At 42.3% G+C, this 19,274-nt stretch carries 15 protein-coding genes, 2 tRNA genes and 2 rRNA genes; 2 read left to right on the top strand and 17 right to left on the bottom strand.

Translation table 11 applies throughout. The annotated features are described in order from the left end of the window. Positions 1 to 54: 54 nt before the first annotated feature. From KX728_RS02020 to rlmD, 5 genes are all read right to left on the bottom strand, one after another. A 23S ribosomal RNA gene (locus tag KX728_RS02020) occupies positions 55 to 2,957 on the bottom strand. A gap of 122 nt (positions 2,958 to 3,079) precedes the next feature. Continuing rightward, positions 3,080 to 3,152, bottom strand: a tRNA-Ala gene (locus KX728_RS02015). A 51-nt stretch (positions 3,153 to 3,203) separates the two neighbouring features. Then, a 16S ribosomal RNA gene (locus KX728_RS02010) occupies positions 3,204 to 4,750 on the bottom strand. Together the 16S and 23S rRNA genes with 2 tRNA genes alongside form the textbook arrangement of a ribosomal RNA operon. 228 nt (positions 4,751 to 4,978) lie before the next feature. Beyond that, positions 4,979 to 5,050 (bottom strand) — tRNA-Glu (locus KX728_RS02005). Between the two features lie 45 nt (positions 5,051 to 5,095). Beyond that, on the bottom strand, positions 5,096 to 6,475 hold the full coding sequence (gene rlmD / locus KX728_RS02000; protein WP_219108660.1) for a 23S rRNA (uracil(1939)-C(5))-methyltransferase RlmD: 1,380 nt from the start codon (positions 6,473 to 6,475) through the stop codon (positions 5,096 to 5,098). A gap of 37 nt (positions 6,476 to 6,512) precedes the next feature. Here rlmD and recX point away from each other — a divergent pair, with 37 nt between their 5' ends. Both recX and ntdP read left to right on the top strand, forming a co-directional pair. Continuing rightward, on the top strand, positions 6,513 to 7,289 hold the full coding sequence (gene recX, locus KX728_RS01995) for a recombination regulator RecX (protein ID WP_049519799.1): 777 nt from the start codon (positions 6,513 to 6,515) through the stop codon (positions 7,287 to 7,289). Positions 7,290 to 7,377: 88 nt separating this feature from the next. Continuing rightward, positions 7,378 to 7,911: a nucleoside tri-diphosphate phosphatase gene (ntdP, locus tag KX728_RS01990; RefSeq protein WP_000775318.1), complete on the top strand. Its 534-nt coding sequence runs from the start codon at positions 7,378 to 7,380 to the stop codon at positions 7,909 to 7,911. A gap of 69 nt (positions 7,912 to 7,980) precedes the next feature. Here the strand turns inward: ntdP and KX728_RS01985 are convergent, their stop codons facing one another. From KX728_RS01985 to KX728_RS01930, 12 genes are all read right to left on the bottom strand, one after another. Then, positions 7,981 to 8,748, bottom strand: coding sequence for an epoxyqueuosine reductase QueH (locus KX728_RS01985; protein WP_049519800.1), 768 nt, complete (start codon positions 8,746 to 8,748; stop codon positions 7,981 to 7,983). Between the two features lie 124 nt (positions 8,749 to 8,872). Continuing rightward, positions 8,873 to 10,495, bottom strand: coding sequence for a chaperonin GroEL (gene groL / locus KX728_RS01980; RefSeq protein WP_215804980.1), 1,623 nt, complete (start codon positions 10,493 to 10,495; stop codon positions 8,873 to 8,875). A 15-nt stretch (positions 10,496 to 10,510) separates the two neighbouring features. Beyond that, a complete protein-coding gene (groES, locus tag KX728_RS01975; RefSeq protein ID WP_000917320.1) occupies positions 10,511 to 10,795 on the bottom strand; it encodes a co-chaperone GroES in 285 nt (94 codons plus the stop codon). A 156-nt stretch (positions 10,796 to 10,951) separates the two neighbouring features. Next, positions 10,952 to 11,347 (bottom strand): single-stranded DNA-binding protein, encoded by a 396-nt coding sequence (locus KX728_RS01970; protein WP_000282459.1) that lies wholly within the window; start codon positions 11,345 to 11,347, stop codon positions 10,952 to 10,954. Positions 11,348 to 11,424: 77 nt separating this feature from the next. Continuing rightward, complete coding sequence (locus tag KX728_RS01965; protein WP_215804981.1) at positions 11,425 to 12,189, bottom strand: SDR family NAD(P)-dependent oxidoreductase; 765 nt, start codon at positions 12,187 to 12,189, stop codon at positions 11,425 to 11,427. Between the two features lie 41 nt (positions 12,190 to 12,230). Next, positions 12,231 to 12,857: a YtpR family tRNA-binding protein gene (ytpR, locus tag KX728_RS01960; RefSeq protein ID WP_215804982.1), complete on the bottom strand. Its 627-nt coding sequence runs from the start codon at positions 12,855 to 12,857 to the stop codon at positions 12,231 to 12,233. A gap of 15 nt (positions 12,858 to 12,872) precedes the next feature. Beyond that, positions 12,873 to 13,190: a thioredoxin family protein gene (locus KX728_RS01955; RefSeq protein WP_215804983.1), complete on the bottom strand. Its 318-nt coding sequence runs from the start codon at positions 13,188 to 13,190 to the stop codon at positions 12,873 to 12,875. Beyond that, positions 13,187 to 13,486, bottom strand: coding sequence for a DUF4651 domain-containing protein (locus KX728_RS01950; RefSeq protein ID WP_215804984.1), 300 nt, complete (start codon positions 13,484 to 13,486; stop codon positions 13,187 to 13,189). Before KX728_RS01950 ends, KX728_RS01955 begins: the two co-directional genes overlap by 4 nt. 166 nt (positions 13,487 to 13,652) lie before the next feature. After that, the gene (pyrG, locus tag KX728_RS01945) at positions 13,653 to 15,260 is read right to left on the bottom strand and encodes a CTP synthase (protein WP_215804985.1); all 1,608 of its coding nucleotides are present in this window, start codon (positions 15,258 to 15,260) and stop codon (positions 13,653 to 13,655) included. A 317-nt stretch (positions 15,261 to 15,577) separates the two neighbouring features. After that, positions 15,578 to 16,168 carry a DNA-directed RNA polymerase subunit delta gene (gene rpoE, locus KX728_RS01940; RefSeq protein ID WP_000418415.1) on the bottom strand — a complete coding sequence of 197 codons (591 nt, stop codon included), beginning with the start codon at positions 16,166 to 16,168 and terminating at the stop codon, positions 15,578 to 15,580. Positions 16,169 to 16,384: 216 nt separating this feature from the next. After that, positions 16,385 to 17,194, bottom strand: coding sequence for a hypothetical protein (locus KX728_RS01935; RefSeq protein ID WP_215804986.1), 810 nt, complete (start codon positions 17,192 to 17,194; stop codon positions 16,385 to 16,387). A gap of 6 nt (positions 17,195 to 17,200) precedes the next feature. After that, positions 17,201 to 19,267 carry an ATP-binding protein gene (locus KX728_RS01930; RefSeq protein WP_215804987.1) on the bottom strand — a complete coding sequence of 689 codons (2,067 nt, stop codon included), beginning with the start codon at positions 19,265 to 19,267 and terminating at the stop codon, positions 17,201 to 17,203. Between the last annotated feature and the right edge of the window lie 7 nt (positions 19,268 to 19,274).

Genomic DNA, 19,274 nt, shown 5'->3' with positions numbered 1-19,274 from the left:
ATTGAATATCTATCAAATACAAAGAAAACCTCACACTTCGTATTCTCAGTTACTTTGGATAAGTCCTCGAGCTATTAGTATTAGTCCGCTACATGTGTCGCCACACTTCCACTTCTAACCTATCTACCTGATCATCTCTCAGGGCTCTTACTGATATAAAATCATGGGAAATCTCATCTTGAGGTGGGTTTCACACTTAGATGCTTTCAGCGTTTATCCCTTCCCTACATAGCTACCCAGCGATGCCTTTGGCAAGACAACTGGTACACCAGCGGTAAGTCCACTCTGGTCCTCTCGTACTAGGAGCAGATCCTCTCAAATTTCCTACGCCCGCGACGGATAGGGACCGAACTGTCTCACGACGTTCTGAACCCAGCTCGCGTGCCGCTTTAATGGGCGAACAGCCCAACCCTTGGGACCGACTACAGCCCCAGGATGCGACGAGCCGACATCGAGGTGCCAAACCTCCCCGTCGATGTGAACTCTTGGGGGAGATAAGCCTGTTATCCCCAGGGTAGCTTTTATCCGTTGAGCGATGGCCCTTCCATACGGAACCACCGGATCACTAAGCCCGACTTTCGTCCCTGCTCGAGTTGTAGCTCTCGCAGTCAAGCTCCCTTATACCTTTACACTCTGCGAATGATTTCCAACCATTCTGAGGGAACCTTTGGGCGCCTCCGTTACCTTTTAGGAGGCGACCGCCCCAGTCAAACTGCCCGTCAGACACTGTCTCCGATAGGGATAACCTATCCGGGTTAGAGTGGCCATAACACAAGGGTAGTATCCCAAGAACGTCTCCTTCGAAACTGGCGTCCCGATCTCATAGACTCCTACCTATCCTGTACATGTGGTACAGACACTCAATATCAAACTGCAGTAAAGCTCCATGGGGTCTTTCCGTCCTGTCGCGGGTAACCTGCATCTTCACAGGTACTAAAATTTCACCGAGTCTCTCGTTGAGACAGTGCCCAAATCATTACGCCTTTCGTGCGGGTCGGAACTTACCCGACAAGGAATTTCGCTACCTTAGGACCGTTATAGTTACGGCCGCCGTTTACTGGGGCTTCAATTCATACCTTCGGATTACTCCTAAGCACTCCTCTTAACCTTCCAGCACCGGGCAGGCGTCACCCCCTATACATCATCTTACGATTTAGCAGAGAGCTGTGTTTTTGATAAACAGTTGCTTGGGCCTATTCACTGCGGCTGACGTAAAGTCAGCACCCCTTCTCCCGAAGTTACGGGGTCATTTTGCCGAGTTCCTTAACGAGAGTTCTCTCGCTCACCTGAGGCTACTCGCCTCGACTACCTGTGTCGGTTTGCGGTACGGGTAGAGTATGTTTAAACGCTAGAAGCTTTTCTTGGCAGTGTGACGTCACTAACTTCGCTACTAAACTTCGCTCCCCATCACAGCTCAATGTTATAGATATAAGCATTTGACTCATATCACACCTCACTGCTTAGACAGACTCTTCCATTCGTCTGCTTTAGTTAGCCTACTGCGTCCCTCCATCACTACATACTCTAGTACAGGAATATCAACCTGTTGTCCATCGGATACACCTTTCGGTCTCTCCTTAGGTCCCGACTAACCCAGGGCGGACGAGCCTTCCCCTGGAAACCTTAGTCTTACGGTGGACAGGATTCTCACCTGTCTTTCGCTACTCATACCGGCATTCTCACTTCTATGCGTTCCAGCACTCCTCACGGTATACCTTCTTCACACATAGAACGCTCTCCTACCATACCTATAAAGGTATCCACAGCTTCGGTAAATTGTTTTAGCCCCGGTACATTTTCGGCGCAGGGTCACTCGACTAGTGAGCTATTACGCACTCTTTGAATGAATAGCTGCTTCTAAGCTAACATCCTAGTTGTCTGTGCAACCCCACATCCTTTTCCACTTAACAATTATTTTGGGACCTTAGCTGGTGGTCTGGGCTGTTTCCCTTTCGACTACGGATCTTAGCACTCGCAGTCTGACTGCCGACCATAATTCATTGGCATTCGGAGTTTATCTGAGATTGGTAATCCGGGATGGACCCCTCACCCAAACAGTGCTCTACCTCCAAGAATCTTTATGTCGACGCTAGCCCTAAAGCTATTTCGGAGAGAACCAGCTATCTCCAAGTTCGTTTGGAATTTCTCCGCTACCCACAAGTCATCCAAGCACTTTTCAACGTGCCCTGGTTCGGTCCTCCAGTGCGTCTTACCGCACCTTCAACCTGCTCATGGGTAGGTCACATGGTTTCGGGTCTACGACATGATACTAATGCGCCCTATTCAGACTCGGTTTCCCTGCGGCTCCGTCTCTTCAACTTAACCTCGCATCATATCGTAACTCGCCGGTTCATTCTACAAAAGGCACGCTCTCACCCATTAACGGGCTCGAACTTGTTGTAGGCACACGGTTTCAGGTTCTATTTCACTCCCCTCCCGGGGTGCTTTTCACCTTTCCCTCACGGTACTGGTTCACTATCGGTCACTAGGGAGTATTTAGGGTTGGGAGATGGTCCTCCCAGATTCCGACGGGATTTCACGTGTCCCGCCGTACTCAGGATACTGCTAGGTACAAAGACTATTTTAAATACGAGGCTATTACTCTCTTTGGCTGATCTTCCCAAATCATTCTTCTATAATCTTTGAGTCCACATTGCAGTCCTACAACCCCGAAGAGTAAACTCTTCGGTTTGCCCTCCTGCCGTTTCGCTCGCCGCTACTAAGGCAATCGCTTTTGCTTTCTCTTCCTGCAGCTACTTAGATGTTTCAGTTCACTGCGTCTTCCTCCTCACATCCTTAACAGATGCGGGTAACAGGTAGTACCTGTTGGGTTCCCCCATTCGGAAATCCCTGGATCATCGCTTACTTACAGCTACCCAAGGCATATCGTCGTTTGTCACGTCCTTCTTCGGCTCCTAGTGCCAAGGCATCCACCGTGCGCCCTTATTAACTTAACCTTATTTTTTGACCTTTCAGTCATAAACTCTTTTAATACTACAGCGTTTCGGTTTATTTTCTTGTTACTATTTGATATAGATATTCAATTTTCAATGTGCATTACTTGGTGATCTCTCACCAATGGAGCCTAGCGGGATCGAACCGCTGACCTCCTGCGTGCAAAGCAGGCGCTCTCCCAGCTGAGCTAAGGCCCCACAAGACCTCTCAAGACTAAACAAGACCAATGTGCAGTTCCTTATCCTTAGAAAGGAGGTGATCCAGCCGCACCTTCCGATACGGCTACCTTGTTACGACTTCACCCCAATCATCTATCCCACCTTAGGCGGCTGGCTCCTAAAAGGTTACCTCACCGACTTCGGGTGTTACAAACTCTCGTGGTGTGACGGGCGGTGTGTACAAGGCCCGGGAACGTATTCACCGCGGCGTGCTGATCCGCGATTACTAGCGATTCCGACTTCATGTAGGCGAGTTGCAGCCTACAATCCGAACTGAGACTGGCTTTAAGAGATTAGCTTGCCGTCACCGGCTTGCGACTCGTTGTACCAGCCATTGTAGCACGTGTGTAGCCCAGGTCATAAGGGGCATGATGATTTGACGTCATCCCCACCTTCCTCCGGTTTATTACCGGCAGTCTCGCTAGAGTGCCCAACTGAATGATGGCAACTAACAATAGGGGTTGCGCTCGTTGCGGGACTTAACCCAACATCTCACGACACGAGCTGACGACAACCATGCACCACCTGTCACCTCTGTCCCGAAGGAAAACTCTATCTCTAGAGCGGTCAGAGGGATGTCAAGACCTGGTAAGGTTCTTCGCGTTGCTTCGAATTAAACCACATGCTCCACCGCTTGTGCGGGCCCCCGTCAATTCCTTTGAGTTTCAACCTTGCGGTCGTACTCCCCAGGCGGAGTGCTTAATGCGTTAGCTGCGGCACTAAACCCCGGAAAGGGTCTAACACCTAGCACTCATCGTTTACGGCGTGGACTACCAGGGTATCTAATCCTGTTTGCTCCCCACGCTTTCGAGCCTCAGCGTCAGTTACAAGCCAGAGAGCCGCTTTCGCCACCGGTGTTCCTCCATATATCTACGCATTTCACCGCTACACATGGAATTCCACTCTCCCCTCTTGCACTCAAGTTAAACAGTTTCCAAAGCGTACTATGGTTAAGCCACAGCCTTTAACTTCAGACTTATCTAACCGCCTGCGCTCGCTTTACGCCCAATAAATCCGGACAACGCTCGGGACCTACGTATTACCGCGGCTGCTGGCACGTAGTTAGCCGTCCCTTTCTGGTAAGATACCGTCACAGTGTGAACTTTCCACTCTCACACTCGTTCTTCTCTTACAACAGAGCTTTACGATCCGAAAACCTTCTTCACTCACGCGGCGTTGCTCGGTCAGACTTCCGTCCATTGCCGAAGATTCCCTACTGCTGCCTCCCGTAGGAGTCTGGGCCGTGTCTCAGTCCCAGTGTGGCCGATCACCCTCTCAGGTCGGCTATGTATCGTTGCCTTGGTGAGCCGTTACCTCACCAACTAGCTAATACAACGCAGGTCCATCTGGTAGTGATGCATTTGCACCTTTTAAGCAAATGTCATGCAACATCTACTCTTATGCGGTATTAGCTATCGTTTCCAATAGTTATCCCCCGCTACCAGGCAGGTTACCTACGCGTTACTCACCCGTTCGCAACTCATCCAGAGAAGCAAGCTCCTCCTTCAGCGTTCTACTTGCATGTATTAGGCACGCCGCCAGCGTTCGTCCTGAGCCAGGATCAAACTCTCATTAAAAGTTTGAGTTCTCACTCATTTCTGTCACTGACAGATTTATTGTTTTTTCATTGTTCAGTACTATAACTTCTGTTATAGTGCCCTGCACATTGGTTCGTCTTGTTCAGTTTTCAAAGGTCTTTGTCACTCATTCTCTCAAGCGACAACTATATTAGTATATCACAGCTACCTGTCTCTGTCAACAGATTTTTTAAACTTTTTTCAAGTTTTTTTAACCGCAATACACCATAGTCCGTACGGGATTCGAACCCGTGTTACCGCCGTGAAAAGGCGGTGTCTTAACCCCTTGACCAACGGACCTTGAGCTTTTCAACTCTTTCTATTATACCTACTTTTTTACCTTTGTCAAGAACTTTTTTCAGTGAAGTTGGGTTTTTTCTTCACTAACTTAACCACTGCTTCTGTCCGTGCAGTGTGGGGAAACATATCGACCGACTGGATATACTGGAGGTCATAGACTTTTACTAGTTTAACTAAGTCTCGTGACAAGGTCGAAACATTACAGGATACATAGACCATTTTTTCTGGGACATAGGTCAGGATGGTATCCAGTAGCTTATCATCTAAACCTGTACGAGGAGGGTCGACTATCAGGGCATCTGCTCGGTAGCCTTCTTGATACCAGCGTGGAATAATTTCTTCAGCTGTTCCCACTTCGTAATGGGTATTGTCAAATCCCATTTTTTTAGCATTTCGCTTGGCATCTTCTATGGCTTCTGGGATAATGTCCATCCCTCTGAGACTCTTGACCTTAGTTGCGAAGGCAAATCCGATCGTCCCAACACCACAATACGCATCAATCAGATGGTCTTCTTTACTGACATCCAGGGCCTTAACTGCTTCACTATAGAGAATTTCTGTCTGCTCAGGATTAAGCTGATAAAAAGCTCGGGGCGAGAGAGAAAACTCATAGTCGAGTACTCCTTCTTGAATACTCTCTTGGCCCCAGATAATTTCTGTCTTTTCACCATAGATTTCACTTGTTTTTGCTGTATTTGTATTGACAGCAACCGTGACAACTTCTGGAAAATCATTAACTAGGTCTTTGACTAGTTGATTCAAATTTAGCTGGCGATTCGTGACAACAATAATCTGAACTTGCCCCGTTTTTCTTGCTCTGCGTACCATGATGGTGCGAACACCTAGTATTTTTCTCTCATCTGTAATTGGAATTTGGTGGTAAGTAAGAAGTTCAGCTAGGCGATTCGCTATTACTTGGGTTTCCTTATCTTGCACCAAACAGTCTTTCAACTCTACGAGGTAATGAGAGTTTTGCGCATACAAACCTGCCTTGACCTGATTTTTAAATTTTCGAGTCTGGAATTGAAGCTTAGCACGGTAGTACTTTGGTTCCTGCATTCCGATAGTTGGACGGATTTCATAGTTTTCATATCCTGCAGGAGCAAATTTTTTCAGGGCTTGGTGGAGTAAATCCGTTTTAAACTCTAACTGTTTATCGTAGTGGAGGTGCATGATTTGGCAGCCACCACATTCATTATAAATCGTACAAGCTGGTACGACTCGAAATTTTGACTTCTTATTAACCTTTAGCAATTTGGCTTCGACAAAGTTTCGTTTAATAGAAGTAATCTGACAATAGATGTCTTCTCCTTTGAGGGCGCCTGACACAAAAACGAGGGTTTTCTGATAGAAACCGATTCCCTCACCATTGATGCCCATCCGCTTGATTTTTAAAGGTATTTTTTGTTTGACTTTCAGATTCATACCCCTATCTTATCACATTTTAGGGTATAATAGAACTATGAAAATCACAAAACTTGAAAAGAAAAAACGTCTCTACTTGATGGAGTTAGATGGACAGCAAACCTCTTATATCACGGAAGATACCATTGTCCGTTTTATGTTGTCTAAAGATAAGGTGGTTAGCAAGGAAGAATTAATCGAGATACAAGGCTTTGCTCAGTTTTCTTATGGTAAGAATCTCGCTCTCTACCATTTATCCTTCAAGGCTCGTACTGAAAAGGAAGTGAGAGAGTATCTGAAAAAGTATGATCTTGATGAAAAAATCACTAGTCAAGTTATCGCTAATCTTAAAGAAGATAACTGGATTAATGATCTTCAGTATGCCTGCTCTATCATCAATGCAAATCAACTTTCTGGAGATAAGGGACCCTATTTGCTAGCTCAAAAACTGTCTCAAAAAGGAATTGCCAAATCAACTATTGATGATGTTTTAAAGATTTTTGATTTTTCAGAAGTTGCTCAACGGGTAGCTGAGAAACTGCTTAAAAAATACACCGGAAAGCTTCCTGCTCGTGGCTTGCAGGATAAGATCATTCAAAGCTTGACGAACAAAGGCTTCTCCTATCCCGATGCTAAAAGTGCCTTTGATGACTTGGACAGTCAAGTCGACCAAGAAACGACTCAAGAACTCATTTTTAAAGAGCTAGACAAACAATATGCTAAGTATGCTCGTAAATATGAAGGTTACGAACTTAAACAGCGTTTAACCCAAGTTTTAGCTAGAAAAGGCTATGATTTTTCGGATATAGCCAGCGCTCTCAGAGAATATCTTTAATATTTTCGTGTAAAATTCAAAAAAATTAGACCAATTTATGATATAATAGTAAACGATAAACTTATAAATTGTAGAAAGTTGGTTAGTTATGAAACTTCCAAAAGAAGGCGACTTTATTACAATTCAAAGTTATAAGCATGATGGGAGTCTTCACCGTACTTGGCGGGACACCATGGTACTAAAAACAACAGAGAACGCCATTATTGGCGTCAACGACCACACACTTGTTACCGAAAGTGACGGTCGTCGTTGGGTGACTCGAGAACCGGCTATTGTTTACTTTCACAAAAAATATTGGTTTAATATCATTGCTATGATTCGCGATAATGGAATTTCCTACTATTGCAATATGGCCAGCCCCTACTATCTAGATGAGGAAGCCCTGAAATACATTGATTATGATTTGGATGTCAAGGTCTTCACTGATGGTGAAAAACGTCTCTTGGACGTTGAAGAATATGAGCGCCATAAACGCAAAATGAAGTATTCTGATGATTTAGACTATATTTTGAAAGAGCATGTTAAAATCCTTGTTGATTGGATCAACAATGGACGCGGTCCTTTCTCAGAGGCCTATGTCAACATTTGGTACAAACGCTACATAGAACTAAAGAATCGGTAAAGTTGTCAAACCGGGGTGAGAGCCCTGGTTTTTTATTTAAAAAACCCAGCCTGGAAGCTGGGTTAATTGCTATATATCTAATTTAGTGACAGTAAACTTGATATGAGAATAGTCTTTTTCAACATCCTTATCCAACAAGAAAGCCGTGGCATCCTTCTTAATCTGAACAAGATCAATATTCTGAACTTGAGCTGCATAGACGCACCCACAATAACATTGACGATAAATATCATACTCCTCGCACATCTCCACCGAACGCTTATAGCCTTGATTTTTCTTGAAATCACTTGGGAGATAGTGGGTGGTATAAATCTTTTGCACATCGATTCCGATGCTGTTGATGGTTTGAGAATTCTTATGGGGACTAATGGTCAAGGCTGAACCAAAGTAGTCAAAGCCCAAATCCATAGCCACTTGCGCTGTTTTGTCCAAACGGTAATCAAAACAAACCTTGCAACGGTCGCCACCTTCGGGTTCTTCTTCCAGTCCTCTGACTAACTTCCGGTATTCATTTGGTTCATAGGGAGCTTCTAGGTACTGGACTGTATTGCCTGTTCGCTCATTGAAATCACTGACAAATTTCTTGGTGACGTAAGCTCGCTTGTGGTATTCTGCCTTAGGATGGATATTGGAATTGGCAAAATAGATGGTCACATCAGCGTATTTTGTCAGGTATTCTAGGGTGTAGGTACTACAAGGAGCACAGCAAACATGCATGAGAATAGTTGGCCGTTCCTCATTTTTTTCCCAAACCTGAACCATTTTCTGCATAACACGGTCATAATTAATCTTCTGATTGGGATTCATCTTGCTCAGAATTTCTTCTACATCAATCATGTTCTTCTCCTTCTTCTAGTCTTATTTTATCATATAAGTTAGGAGAGCTCAAATCTATTTAGAAGAGGAAACCATAAAAGGAGGGATGCATGTTCCCTCCTTTTGTGTTTTTTATAAGTTACTTTTACATCATCCCGCCCATCATGCTTGGATCCATTGCTGGATCTGGGGCTACTGGTTCTGGTTTATTGGCTACGACTGCTTCTGTTGTTAAAATCAAGCTAGCTACAGAGGCTGCATTTTGAAGGGCAGAACGACTAACCTTAACTGGGTCGATAATTCCTTCTTCAATCATATTAACCCACTCACCAGTTGCTGCGTTGAATCCTGTACCAACTTCAGCATTTTTCAAACGATCGATAACGATAGACCCTTCGAATCCTGCATTGTGGGCGATTTGACGAACAGGTTCTTCCAAGGCACGGAGAACGATACTACGTCCTGTTGCTTCATCACCTGTCAATTCCAAGGCAGCAACAGCTGGAATCACATTGGCAAGAGCAGTTCCACCACCTGCAACGATTCCTTCTTCAACGGCTGCACGAGTAGCGTTGAGGGCATCTTCGATACGAAGTTTCATTTCTTTCAACTCAGTTTCAGTTGCAGCTCCGACCTTGATGACTGCGACGCCACCTGACAATTTTGCCAAGCGTTCTTGGAGTTTTTCACGGTCAAATTCAGAAGTTGTAGTTTCGATTTGAGACTTGATAACCGCAACACGGTGAGAAATAGCTTCAGGATTTCCTGCACCTTCTACGATAACCGTGCTATCTTTGTCCACAGTTACTCTCGCTGCTTGACCAAGCGCCTCAATCGTCGCGTCTTTCAACTCAAGACCAAGATCTTCTGTGATAACTGTTCCTCCTGTCAAGATGGCGATGTCTTCAAGCATGGCTTTACGACGGTCACCAAAGCCAGGAGCTTTGACAGCAACGACGTTGAAGGTTCCACGAATCTTGTTCAAGACAAGAGTTGGCAGAGCTTCGCCATCCACATCATCTGCAATAATCAAGAGTGGACGATTGCTTTGGAGAATGCTTTCTAGAAGTGGCAAGATTTCTTGGATATTGGAGATCTTCTTGTCTGTAATCAAGATGTATGGATTTTCAAGGTCAGCCACCATCTTTTCGCTATCTGTCACCATGTACTGTGAAAGGTAACCGCGGTCAAACTGCATTCCTTCTACAACTTCAAGCTCTGTTTCCATCCCACGTGACTCTTCAATGGTGATAACTCCATCCTTGCCAACTTTTTCCATGGCTTCAGAGATGTATTCGCCGACTTTTTCAGAACGAGAAGATACAGCAGCAACCTGAGCGATGGCTTCTTTATTGGCAACAGGGATGGCATTGTTTTTCAAGGCTTCTACTGCAGCAGCAACTGCTGCTTCAATCCCCCGACGAATGCCGATTGGGTTGGCACCTGCTGTGACGTTCTTGATTCCTTCACGTACGATAGCTTGAGTCAAAACAGTTGCAGTTGTCGTTCCGTCACCTGCGATATCATTGGTTTTTGAAGCTACTTCTGATACCAATTTGGCACCCATATTTTCAAAATGGTCTTCTAGTTCAATTTCTTTGGCAATAGTAACACCGTCATTGGTGATGAGTGGTGAGCCAAATGATTTTTCCAACACGACATTACGACCTTTTGGTCCCAAGGTTACTTTAACAGTGTCTGCAAGGATATCGACACCGCGGACCATAGCTGAACGAGCATCAGATGAAAATTTAATTTCTTTTGACATACTTACTTTCTCCTTCTATTCTTCAATGATTGCCAAGATGTTAGCTTCACCAACGATGATATACTTTTCATCTCCATCTTTGACATCAATACCCGCGTGGGCTTCAACTAAGACACGGTCTCCAGCTTTAACGCTTGGAGCTACCAAGTCACCGTTCAAGGTACGAACACCTTGTCCAGTAGCTACAACTTGGGCTGTTTTTGTTTTTTCTTGGGCTGAGCCTGCAAGGACAAAGCCTCCAACAGTTTGTTCTTTTTCTTCGATTTTCAAGACCACACGGTCTCCTAATGGTTTCAACATCTGTTTTCCTCCATGATGAACTACATATTATTAGCACTCTTTATATCTGAGTGCTAATTTATAGTTCTATTGTATCACTTGGTCAGAAATAGTCAAGAAAAAAGTCTGACTTTCTCAAGATAAAAAAGCCTAAGATTGACTCAGGCTTTTCTATGCTTAAAATGGCAATTCCTCCTCTTCCAAAACCAAGTCTGCCAAATCCTGTCCAGCGTTATTTTCACGCATAGCACGTTGGGCGCGGCTTTCCAAAAGTTGGAATCCTGTGGCAAGAACTTCAGTCACATAGTTCATTTGACCATTTTTCTCAAAGCGACGGGTACGAAGTTCTCCATCCACAGAGATAAGACTACCTTTGGTTGCGTAGCTTGCCAAGGTTTCAGCCAATTTCCCCCAAAGAACAAGATTGACAAAGTCAGCTTCACGTTCCCCATTTTGGTCTTTGTAACGACGGTTCACAGCAATAGTTGCGCGAGCTACTGACTTGTCGTTGTTGGTTTTGTGCAATTCTGGTGTAGACGTCAAGCGCCCAATCATGATAACTTTATTATACATATTTTCTTCCTCCTACTTATCTATTCGCAGGAAATCAAAAAAAGTTACAGAAATTTGTAACTTTCGAGGAAAATTTTTTATTTTTTATGAACTATAAATCCAGTCGCCTGTTGATTGGCCATAATGGTCATATCTGTAATCTGCACACGACGAGGCTGACTGGTCACATAGACCACTGTGTCTGCAATATCCTGAGCTTGCAAGGCTTCGATTCCCTGATAGACCGCCTCAGCTCGCTCTTTGTCACCATGAAAACGAATTGTAGAGAAATCTGTTTCGACAATTCCTGGCTGAATGGTGGTCACCTTGATGTCTGTCGCAATGGTATCAATTCGCAGTCCATCTGAAAAAGTCTTGACTGCAGCCTTGGTGGCTGAGTAAACAGCTGCCCCAGCATAAGCATAGATTCCTGCGGTCGATCCCATGTTGATAATATGGCCTTGATTTGCTGCAACCATGGAAGGCAAGAAAGAACGAGTGACTGCCATCAAACCTTTGACATTGGTATCCAACATAGTTAGCATATCCAACTCTTCATAGTCTTGATAGGGAGCTAAACCACCAAGAGCCAGCCCGGCGTTATTGACCAAGATATCAATCTGTCCTATCGTTTCTAGAATATCGGAACAAACAGTCTTTACCATGGTCATATCCGTCACATCAAGTGGGGAAATCCAAACTGTTTGATTTGGAAACGTTTCTGCAAACTCTGACTTGAGGGCCACTAGTCTGTCTGTCCGTCGCCCTGTTAGAACGACATTCTCCCCCTGCTCCAGATAAGCACGTGCAATCGCTTCACCGATTCCTGAAGTCGCCCCTGTAATCACTACATTTTTTGCCATCTTATCCCCCTCTATCTGGTCTATCAAATACTGACAATTTCCTAGGCAGTCCAGTGTTTGGCTGGGTCAAATGGAGTTCCGACAACTTGGTCTTCTGATAATTCAATAACCCCACGTTTTTGCGGAGCATTTGGTAGATGCAATTCACGAGGACTGCACATCATGCCAAAACTCTTTTCGCCACGAAGTTCGCCTGGGAAAATGAGATTACCTTTTGGCATCATAGCTCCAGGAAGAGCCACAATGGTTTTCAACCCAACACGCGCATTAGGTGCTCCTGCAACGATTTGCACTGTCTTGTCACTTGCGACTGCAACTTGGCAGATGTTGAGGTGATCACTATCAGGATGAGCCACCATCTCGACAATTTCACCAACAACAAACTTAGGTTCCTTGTCATTGACAATTTCTTCTGTAAAGCCTTCCGCCTGCAATTCTTGGTTCAAACGTTCTACTTGCTCATCTGATAAAAAGACTTGACCACGCTCTGCAATTTCAAACAAACTTGAAAGGTCGAAAATATTCCAAGCCACTGTTTCCCCATTTTCTTTGAGGAACACACGGGCTATCTTGCCTTTACGCTCCACGTCCAGTTTGGCAACTCCGCTGTTTTTCACGATGACCATAAGGACATCGCCAACATGTTCTTTGTTATATGTAAAAATCATTGTTTTCTTTTTCTCCTATTTCAGTCCTGCTAAAAAGTCATTAATTTGTTGCTTGCTTTTACGGTCGCGATTGACAAATCGGCCGATTTCCTTGTCCTTTTCTAGCACAACAAGGCTAGGAATCCCGTACACATCCCAGAGTTTGGCTAGATCCATGTACTGGTCACGGTCCACTCGAATAAAGGTGAACTCTGGATTTGTCTCCTCAATCTCTGGCAAGGCAGGATAGATATAACGACAATCGCCACACCAGTCCGCCACAAAAAGGAAGACCTTCTTGCCATCTTGCTCGACAAAACCTGCTAGCTCTTCTATATTACTGGGAATAATCATAAGGCTTCCTCCTCATAGACTAGATCTTCATTTTCATAGACAAAGGTATAGTGACGACCATCCTCAAAAATGACTCCTCCGACCAGTCGCTCTAGGCTACTTTCGTAGACTTGAACATAGAGAGTCGCGATCTCTCCCATATCTGAGAAAAGTTCGCGCACGATAGCGGCCAACTCTTCCTGAGTCTTCATAAGTTTGTGGTTATCTGCTGCTTTTTTGGCACCCAAAGCGAGGGCACTTAGACCAGCCATTGTCAAGCCAGTCATCCATAATTTCTTAGCTTTCATACCATTCATTGTAACACAAAAAGGGCTCTAGGACAAATGAGGAAGTAGCAGAAAAACAAGTAAAACTCCTCTTCCCTCGGTGAAGGAAAAAGCGTTCTGATTCTTATTGCCAAGCGCCTGAGTTCCTGAATGAATTAAAAAACCTCTGAGATTATTCTCAAAGGTTCGAATTTTGCTAATTGCTGTTCTCAACTGCTGCAGTGACAAAGGCAGTGTAGAGTTCTTCTGGACGGTTCGGACGACTGGAAAGTTCAGGGTGATACTGACAAGCCACAAAGAATTTATTTTCAGGAATTTCCACGATTTCTACCAAACGATTGTCTGGAGAAACACCTGAGAAGACAAAACCTGCTGCCTCAAACTGTTCACGAAAGGCATTGTTAAACTCATAACGGTGACGGTGACGGCGTTGCACCACTTCTTGATTGTGATAAGCAGCCGCTGCTTTAGAACCACGTTTCAACTTAGATGGATAAAGTCCCAAACGAAGGGTTCCGCCCATATCCTCAACATCAACTTGGTCACGCATGATATCAATGATAGGATATTTTGTATCAGGATCAAGCTCTGCAGAATTGGCACCTTCAAGACCTAAAACGTTACGAGCAAACTCGATACAAGTCAACTGCATTCCCAAGCAGACTCCCAACATTGGAATATCATTCTCACGCGCATAACGGATGGCTTGAATTTTTCCTTCCGTACCACGTTGGCCAAAACCTCCTGGTACGATGATTCCGTCCGCATCAGACAAGAGTTCTGCCACATTCTCTACTGTCACATCATTGGCGTTGATCCAATTAATCTTCACTTCTGCGTCGTTGGCATAACCAGAGTGTTTCAAGGCTTCAACCACTGAGATGTAGGCATCTTGCAACTCCACATACTTACCGACAAGGGAAATTTTAACTTGTTTTTTCAGGTTCATGACCTTGTCCACCATAGCTGACCATTCTGTCATATCCGCTGCTGGTGCGTCTAGTTTCAAATGGTCACAGACAATTTGGTCCATGCCTTGACCCTGCAAGTTCAATGGAATTTGGTAAAGGTGTTCGACATCCAAAGACTCGATAACAGCTTCTGGAGCTACGTCACAGAACTGAGCTAGTTTATTTTTAATTCCTTGACCAGCTGGTTTTTCTGTACGAATGACCAACATATTTGGCTGGATTCCCAAACCACGCAATTCTTTTACAGAATGCTGAGTCGGCTTGGTCTTCATCTCACCAGCAGCCTTGAGGTAAGGAAGCAAGGTTGTATGGATGTACATGACGTTATCTGCCCCCACATCTGCCTTCATCTGACGAAGGGCCTCTAGGAATGGCAAGGACTCGATATCTCCAACAGTTCCACCAACCTCTGTGATAATGACATCCGAGTCTGTCGTTACAGCAGCACGCTTGATTTTCTCTTTCAAAGCATCTGTGATATGAGGAATGACTTGGACAGTTGCCCCAAGGTATTCGCCACGGCGTTCCTTACGAAGAACTTCACTGTAGATTTTACCAGTTGTCACGTTGGAATATTTGTTGAGATTGATATCGATGAAACGTTCATAGTGGCCCAAGTCCAAATCGGTCTCAGCCCCATCATCTGTCACAAAGACTTCCCCGTGCTGGTAAGGACTCATAGTTCCCGGGTCGATATTGATATAAGGGTCAAACTTCTGAATAGTTACTTTGAGACCACGATTTTTCAAGAGGCGGCCCAGACTTGCTGCGACAATCCCTTTCCCAATAGACGATACCACACCACCAGTTACAAAAATATATTTCGTTGACATAGATTCCTCTTTCTAAAATGCTCAAGGCCTTGTTGACTACGAGGGGAGATAGAGAACAAGACCTTTATGGATAACGACTTTTCAAGAAAAACTTCCTGAAAAAACAAAAATAGCTCCCTAGTAACTAGGGAGCCCCGACCTCTAAAAGAGGTGCCCGAACAATATAATACCTCAAAGCAGAACATTTGTCAATCCGAATCGGTAAAACATGAAAAAAGAAGATTGTTTTCAGAAAACAAATTAAAGATCCGCATCCAAACGGATGACCTGCTCAAGGAATAAAAAAGGAGATCTTACGATCTCCTCTGCGAAGTCTTTTACTCTTCTTCACTCGTTTCAGCATCATCGTCAGAAAACTCGTCGTCTTCTTCGTTAAGATCCACGTCTTCACCCAAGTCATCAGGAGCGATTTCGTTGATTTCTGCATCGTAAGCTTCCACTTCATTTTTCTCATCATCTGGATTTTCATCATCATATGAAAGAGCTGGATCTGCTTCGTATGCATCTTCGTCTTCTGGATCATCCGCATTGTAGTCAATGGCATCTGAATCACCATCCATAAAGGCATTGACACGTTTTTTCTTAGCTTTTGGTGCTACTTCATCGTCGTCACTTTCTTCAAGAGCGATGATTTCTTCGTCGATTTCGTCCACACCATACCATGAACGAAGCCCCCATTTGTTGTCTCCAAGAGAGATGAAGCTACCGTCAAAGTTCAACTCTGTGTAGAACAAAGGCAAAGCTTCGCGGATATCGCTGTTTGATGTTCCAAGGTAGTTTTGAATTTCGTTTACAAGATCGCTAAAATGCATCTCATGATCGCGACCACGAAGTTCCAAGATAGCACGCGCTACCTCAATCATAGATAGTTCACTTTTTTCTTGCCCAGCAAATACTTCTAATTCCAAAGCGTTTCTCCTCATTTTTACTACTATCGCCAGAGCGAACAGACTCTGACCTCATTTTATCATGTACTCTTTATTGTACGATAATTTTGCGGAATAGTCAAAGGTTAAATGGGAGAAAGTGGCAGGACTTTTTATTTCTTTGCTACCCAGCCGATGGCATCGTGAGGTGGAGATATAGAAGCAAATTGACTAAATTTGTTATACAGCTTCCTACTTCTATAAATCTAGTTTCTCTCTCAAATCTCTTAACTTACTTCTGTGTGTATCTAAATCATTTTCAAATATTTTTATCCTGGGATCTTCATTAGATACAATATAGAAGCATTTTTTTCTATGATCAAATGCTTCCCTAACATGTGCTAAAGCGTTTCGAATCTTTCTTTGTTCATTCCACAATGTATGAATATCTTGAGGAATATTCTCTTTTGTACAAAAATAACCTATCTGTTCATCATACTTGCCAGCTATCCCTTTTTCTCTTAAATGATATTCGATCTCAGCATGTTCACACATATACATTCCTCGAATAGCGTTTAATTCGTCCCATCTAGCTAATCCAATATCTATAGAATCTTTAAATTTCTGCTTAACATGTTCAATCGTATACTTATCATCTGTCGCAACAGATATAAATGAAAAATTAGTAAATAGATTAATATTCTCCTCATCTTGTAATTTTTCAACAACTTTTTGAGAGATCGTAGAATACTCATTTCGAGAATATAATACAAAAAAACGCTTATAATTTTTTGATTTTCTCACTTCAACTAAATAGTCTAATCCCTTTTCAGCATCTGTTCCTCCCCCTAAATCAAAGTCAGAAATAAAAAAGTCATATCGTTCTTCTCCACCTCTTATCGTCAATAAGCGTTTTGCTTCTTTAATATCAGTAACAACTGTGATATTAGGTTGATATCCTTTAGATTCTATATGTTCTTTTACTGCTTCAAATCTTGTTTGATGAGGCCTCTTATTTATACCACTTATAGAATCTTCCAACCAAATCACTCTCACTTCATTTCTCAATTTCAGTTACTCCATTTTTATTTCAAAATTTACATTTGATGCGTCTTGCGATACATCTATTTTCCAATTATACTCGTCACAAATTTCTTTAACCAAGTATAATCCGACACCTGTCCCAAAATTTTTTGAACTGACTCCTAGGTCAAATATTTTTTCAATAGGTGCTATCTTGATTGGTGCTGTGTCTGAGCTAATAACTAATTTATTTTCATTATCTAAAAAAGAAAAATTTATAAAAGTTGCATTGTTATCAATAGCATTTGAAATTAAATTGTCTACTAAAATTGCAAACTCAAAAACATCTATTTCTCTTCCAAATTCTCCAGGACTTATCTCATCAATAATCCTTTTTCTATGCGGGCTAACTTTAAGATAGCTCTTTAAATATGACTTAATGTCAATTAGTTGCTTACCTATTAAATCATATGTACCTAATTTCAAAAACTGTCTTTTTATAGTACTAAGACGATCCGCACTTCTTTTGAAATCAATAATATATTCACTGACCCTATCATATTCTTTAGTTTTTCGAAAATCTTCAGCTAGATCACTGATGGTATAAACCAAGTTATCGCTGATTGTATTTAATTCATGAACAAATAATTCCTGTTTTTCTGGATCATTTTCTTGTAGCATTACTTTTTGAATAGTATTTTGTGTTTCTAATTGAGCATTTGCTTCTATCAAGTGTTCATTTTTTTGTTCCAGTATCTCAGCCTTTTGTTCAGCTATTCTTTTTTCTCTTTCTTCTTGTCGCCGAGCCTCTCTTTCTTTTCTTCTTTCTTCCCTCTCTTTTTCGAGCCTTCGTTCATCTTCCATGCGATCTTCAGCACTAATTTGCGTAGCAATTTTATTTCTTTCACTAATCAACTTACTAATAATTGGTTTCAAAATACTAATTAGTAGCTTAACTCGTTCATCTTCTCTTGAAAATCCTTCACGAGAAGATGTTGAAATATCTTCAAGTTCATCATTATCCAAGATATCAAAGGATATTTCTCCTTCTAAATAGACTCTCATTGCTTGAGTATTATCTAAATACTCGAGAAAATTTTCCACTGCTAACTTATCACGGACATATAATTTCAACCTGTTAGGTTTATGAACATCATTTTTTACAAAATTTGGATCATTTTGCTTAGCCTCATTTGTATTTATTGTCGAATGGATACCAATCCAACCTTTTAATTCATAAGGAAAAAACTTAGATTTTCCAGAAGTAGTTATGAACCTTTCTCTACCTTCTATATTTTTAAAATCTTCTTTTGAAAATTTGACAACATCCCTTCGTTTGGTCCTAAAATCTTCATATTTGCTATTTGGAATTACTACACTTTCCGATAATTTATTGGATAAATTATTTTCTAAATCATTTTCAAAAAAGGCAAAAAAGTTTTTGAACGCTATTTTTTTCTCTACTTTTTCAAATGTTGCTCTTTTTCGAGAATCAGTAATATAGGCTACTTCTATACTTGCATTAATATTATCTAAAAGATAGTAATCGGCCAAGCGAAGTTTTAAAGATTCGAATTTTGTCTCAGCAAATCCTGACATATTTACATCAACTAATTTAACAAGAGTTCCTGTATCATATTGTTCCCATAATTCTCTATTTTCAATCCCAACTTCTGAAGCATCTACTCTTATTAGTTCTGGAACATCATTATCATTTTTATCAGTTGAATCTAACATCCATGCAGTTGTGACACCAGCTTTTTTTGAAACAATATAGTACTTTTTAGATAGAAACAACGTAGCTAGTTTACCTATCCCCTTGCGTCCTTTAATTTTATCTGACAATTCATTTTCAGACAAACGCTTATTCCTGCCTATTAATGCATATTTTGTAGCCAAGTCATTATAAGACATGCCACTTCCATTATCTATTATCTCCAAAATAGATTTTTTCTTATTAATAGAATTAATATATAACTTTACATTTGTTGCACCAGCATCTAATCCATTTGCTACAAGTTCAGAAATAGCACTCCATCTATTAGTATACATTTGTTTACCAAGTAAATTTAAAGCATAGTATGAAAAATTGAATTGTATTGTATTTTTTTCTGACATATTAATT

The organism is Streptococcus oralis, from assembly GCF_019334565.1.
In the GTDB taxonomy this organism is placed as follows: domain Bacteria; phylum Bacillota; class Bacilli; order Lactobacillales; family Streptococcaceae; genus Streptococcus; species Streptococcus oralis_CR.
The sequence above is the reverse complement of the archived record's forward strand: the minus strand, read 5'-3'. Positions and strand labels throughout refer to the sequence as shown.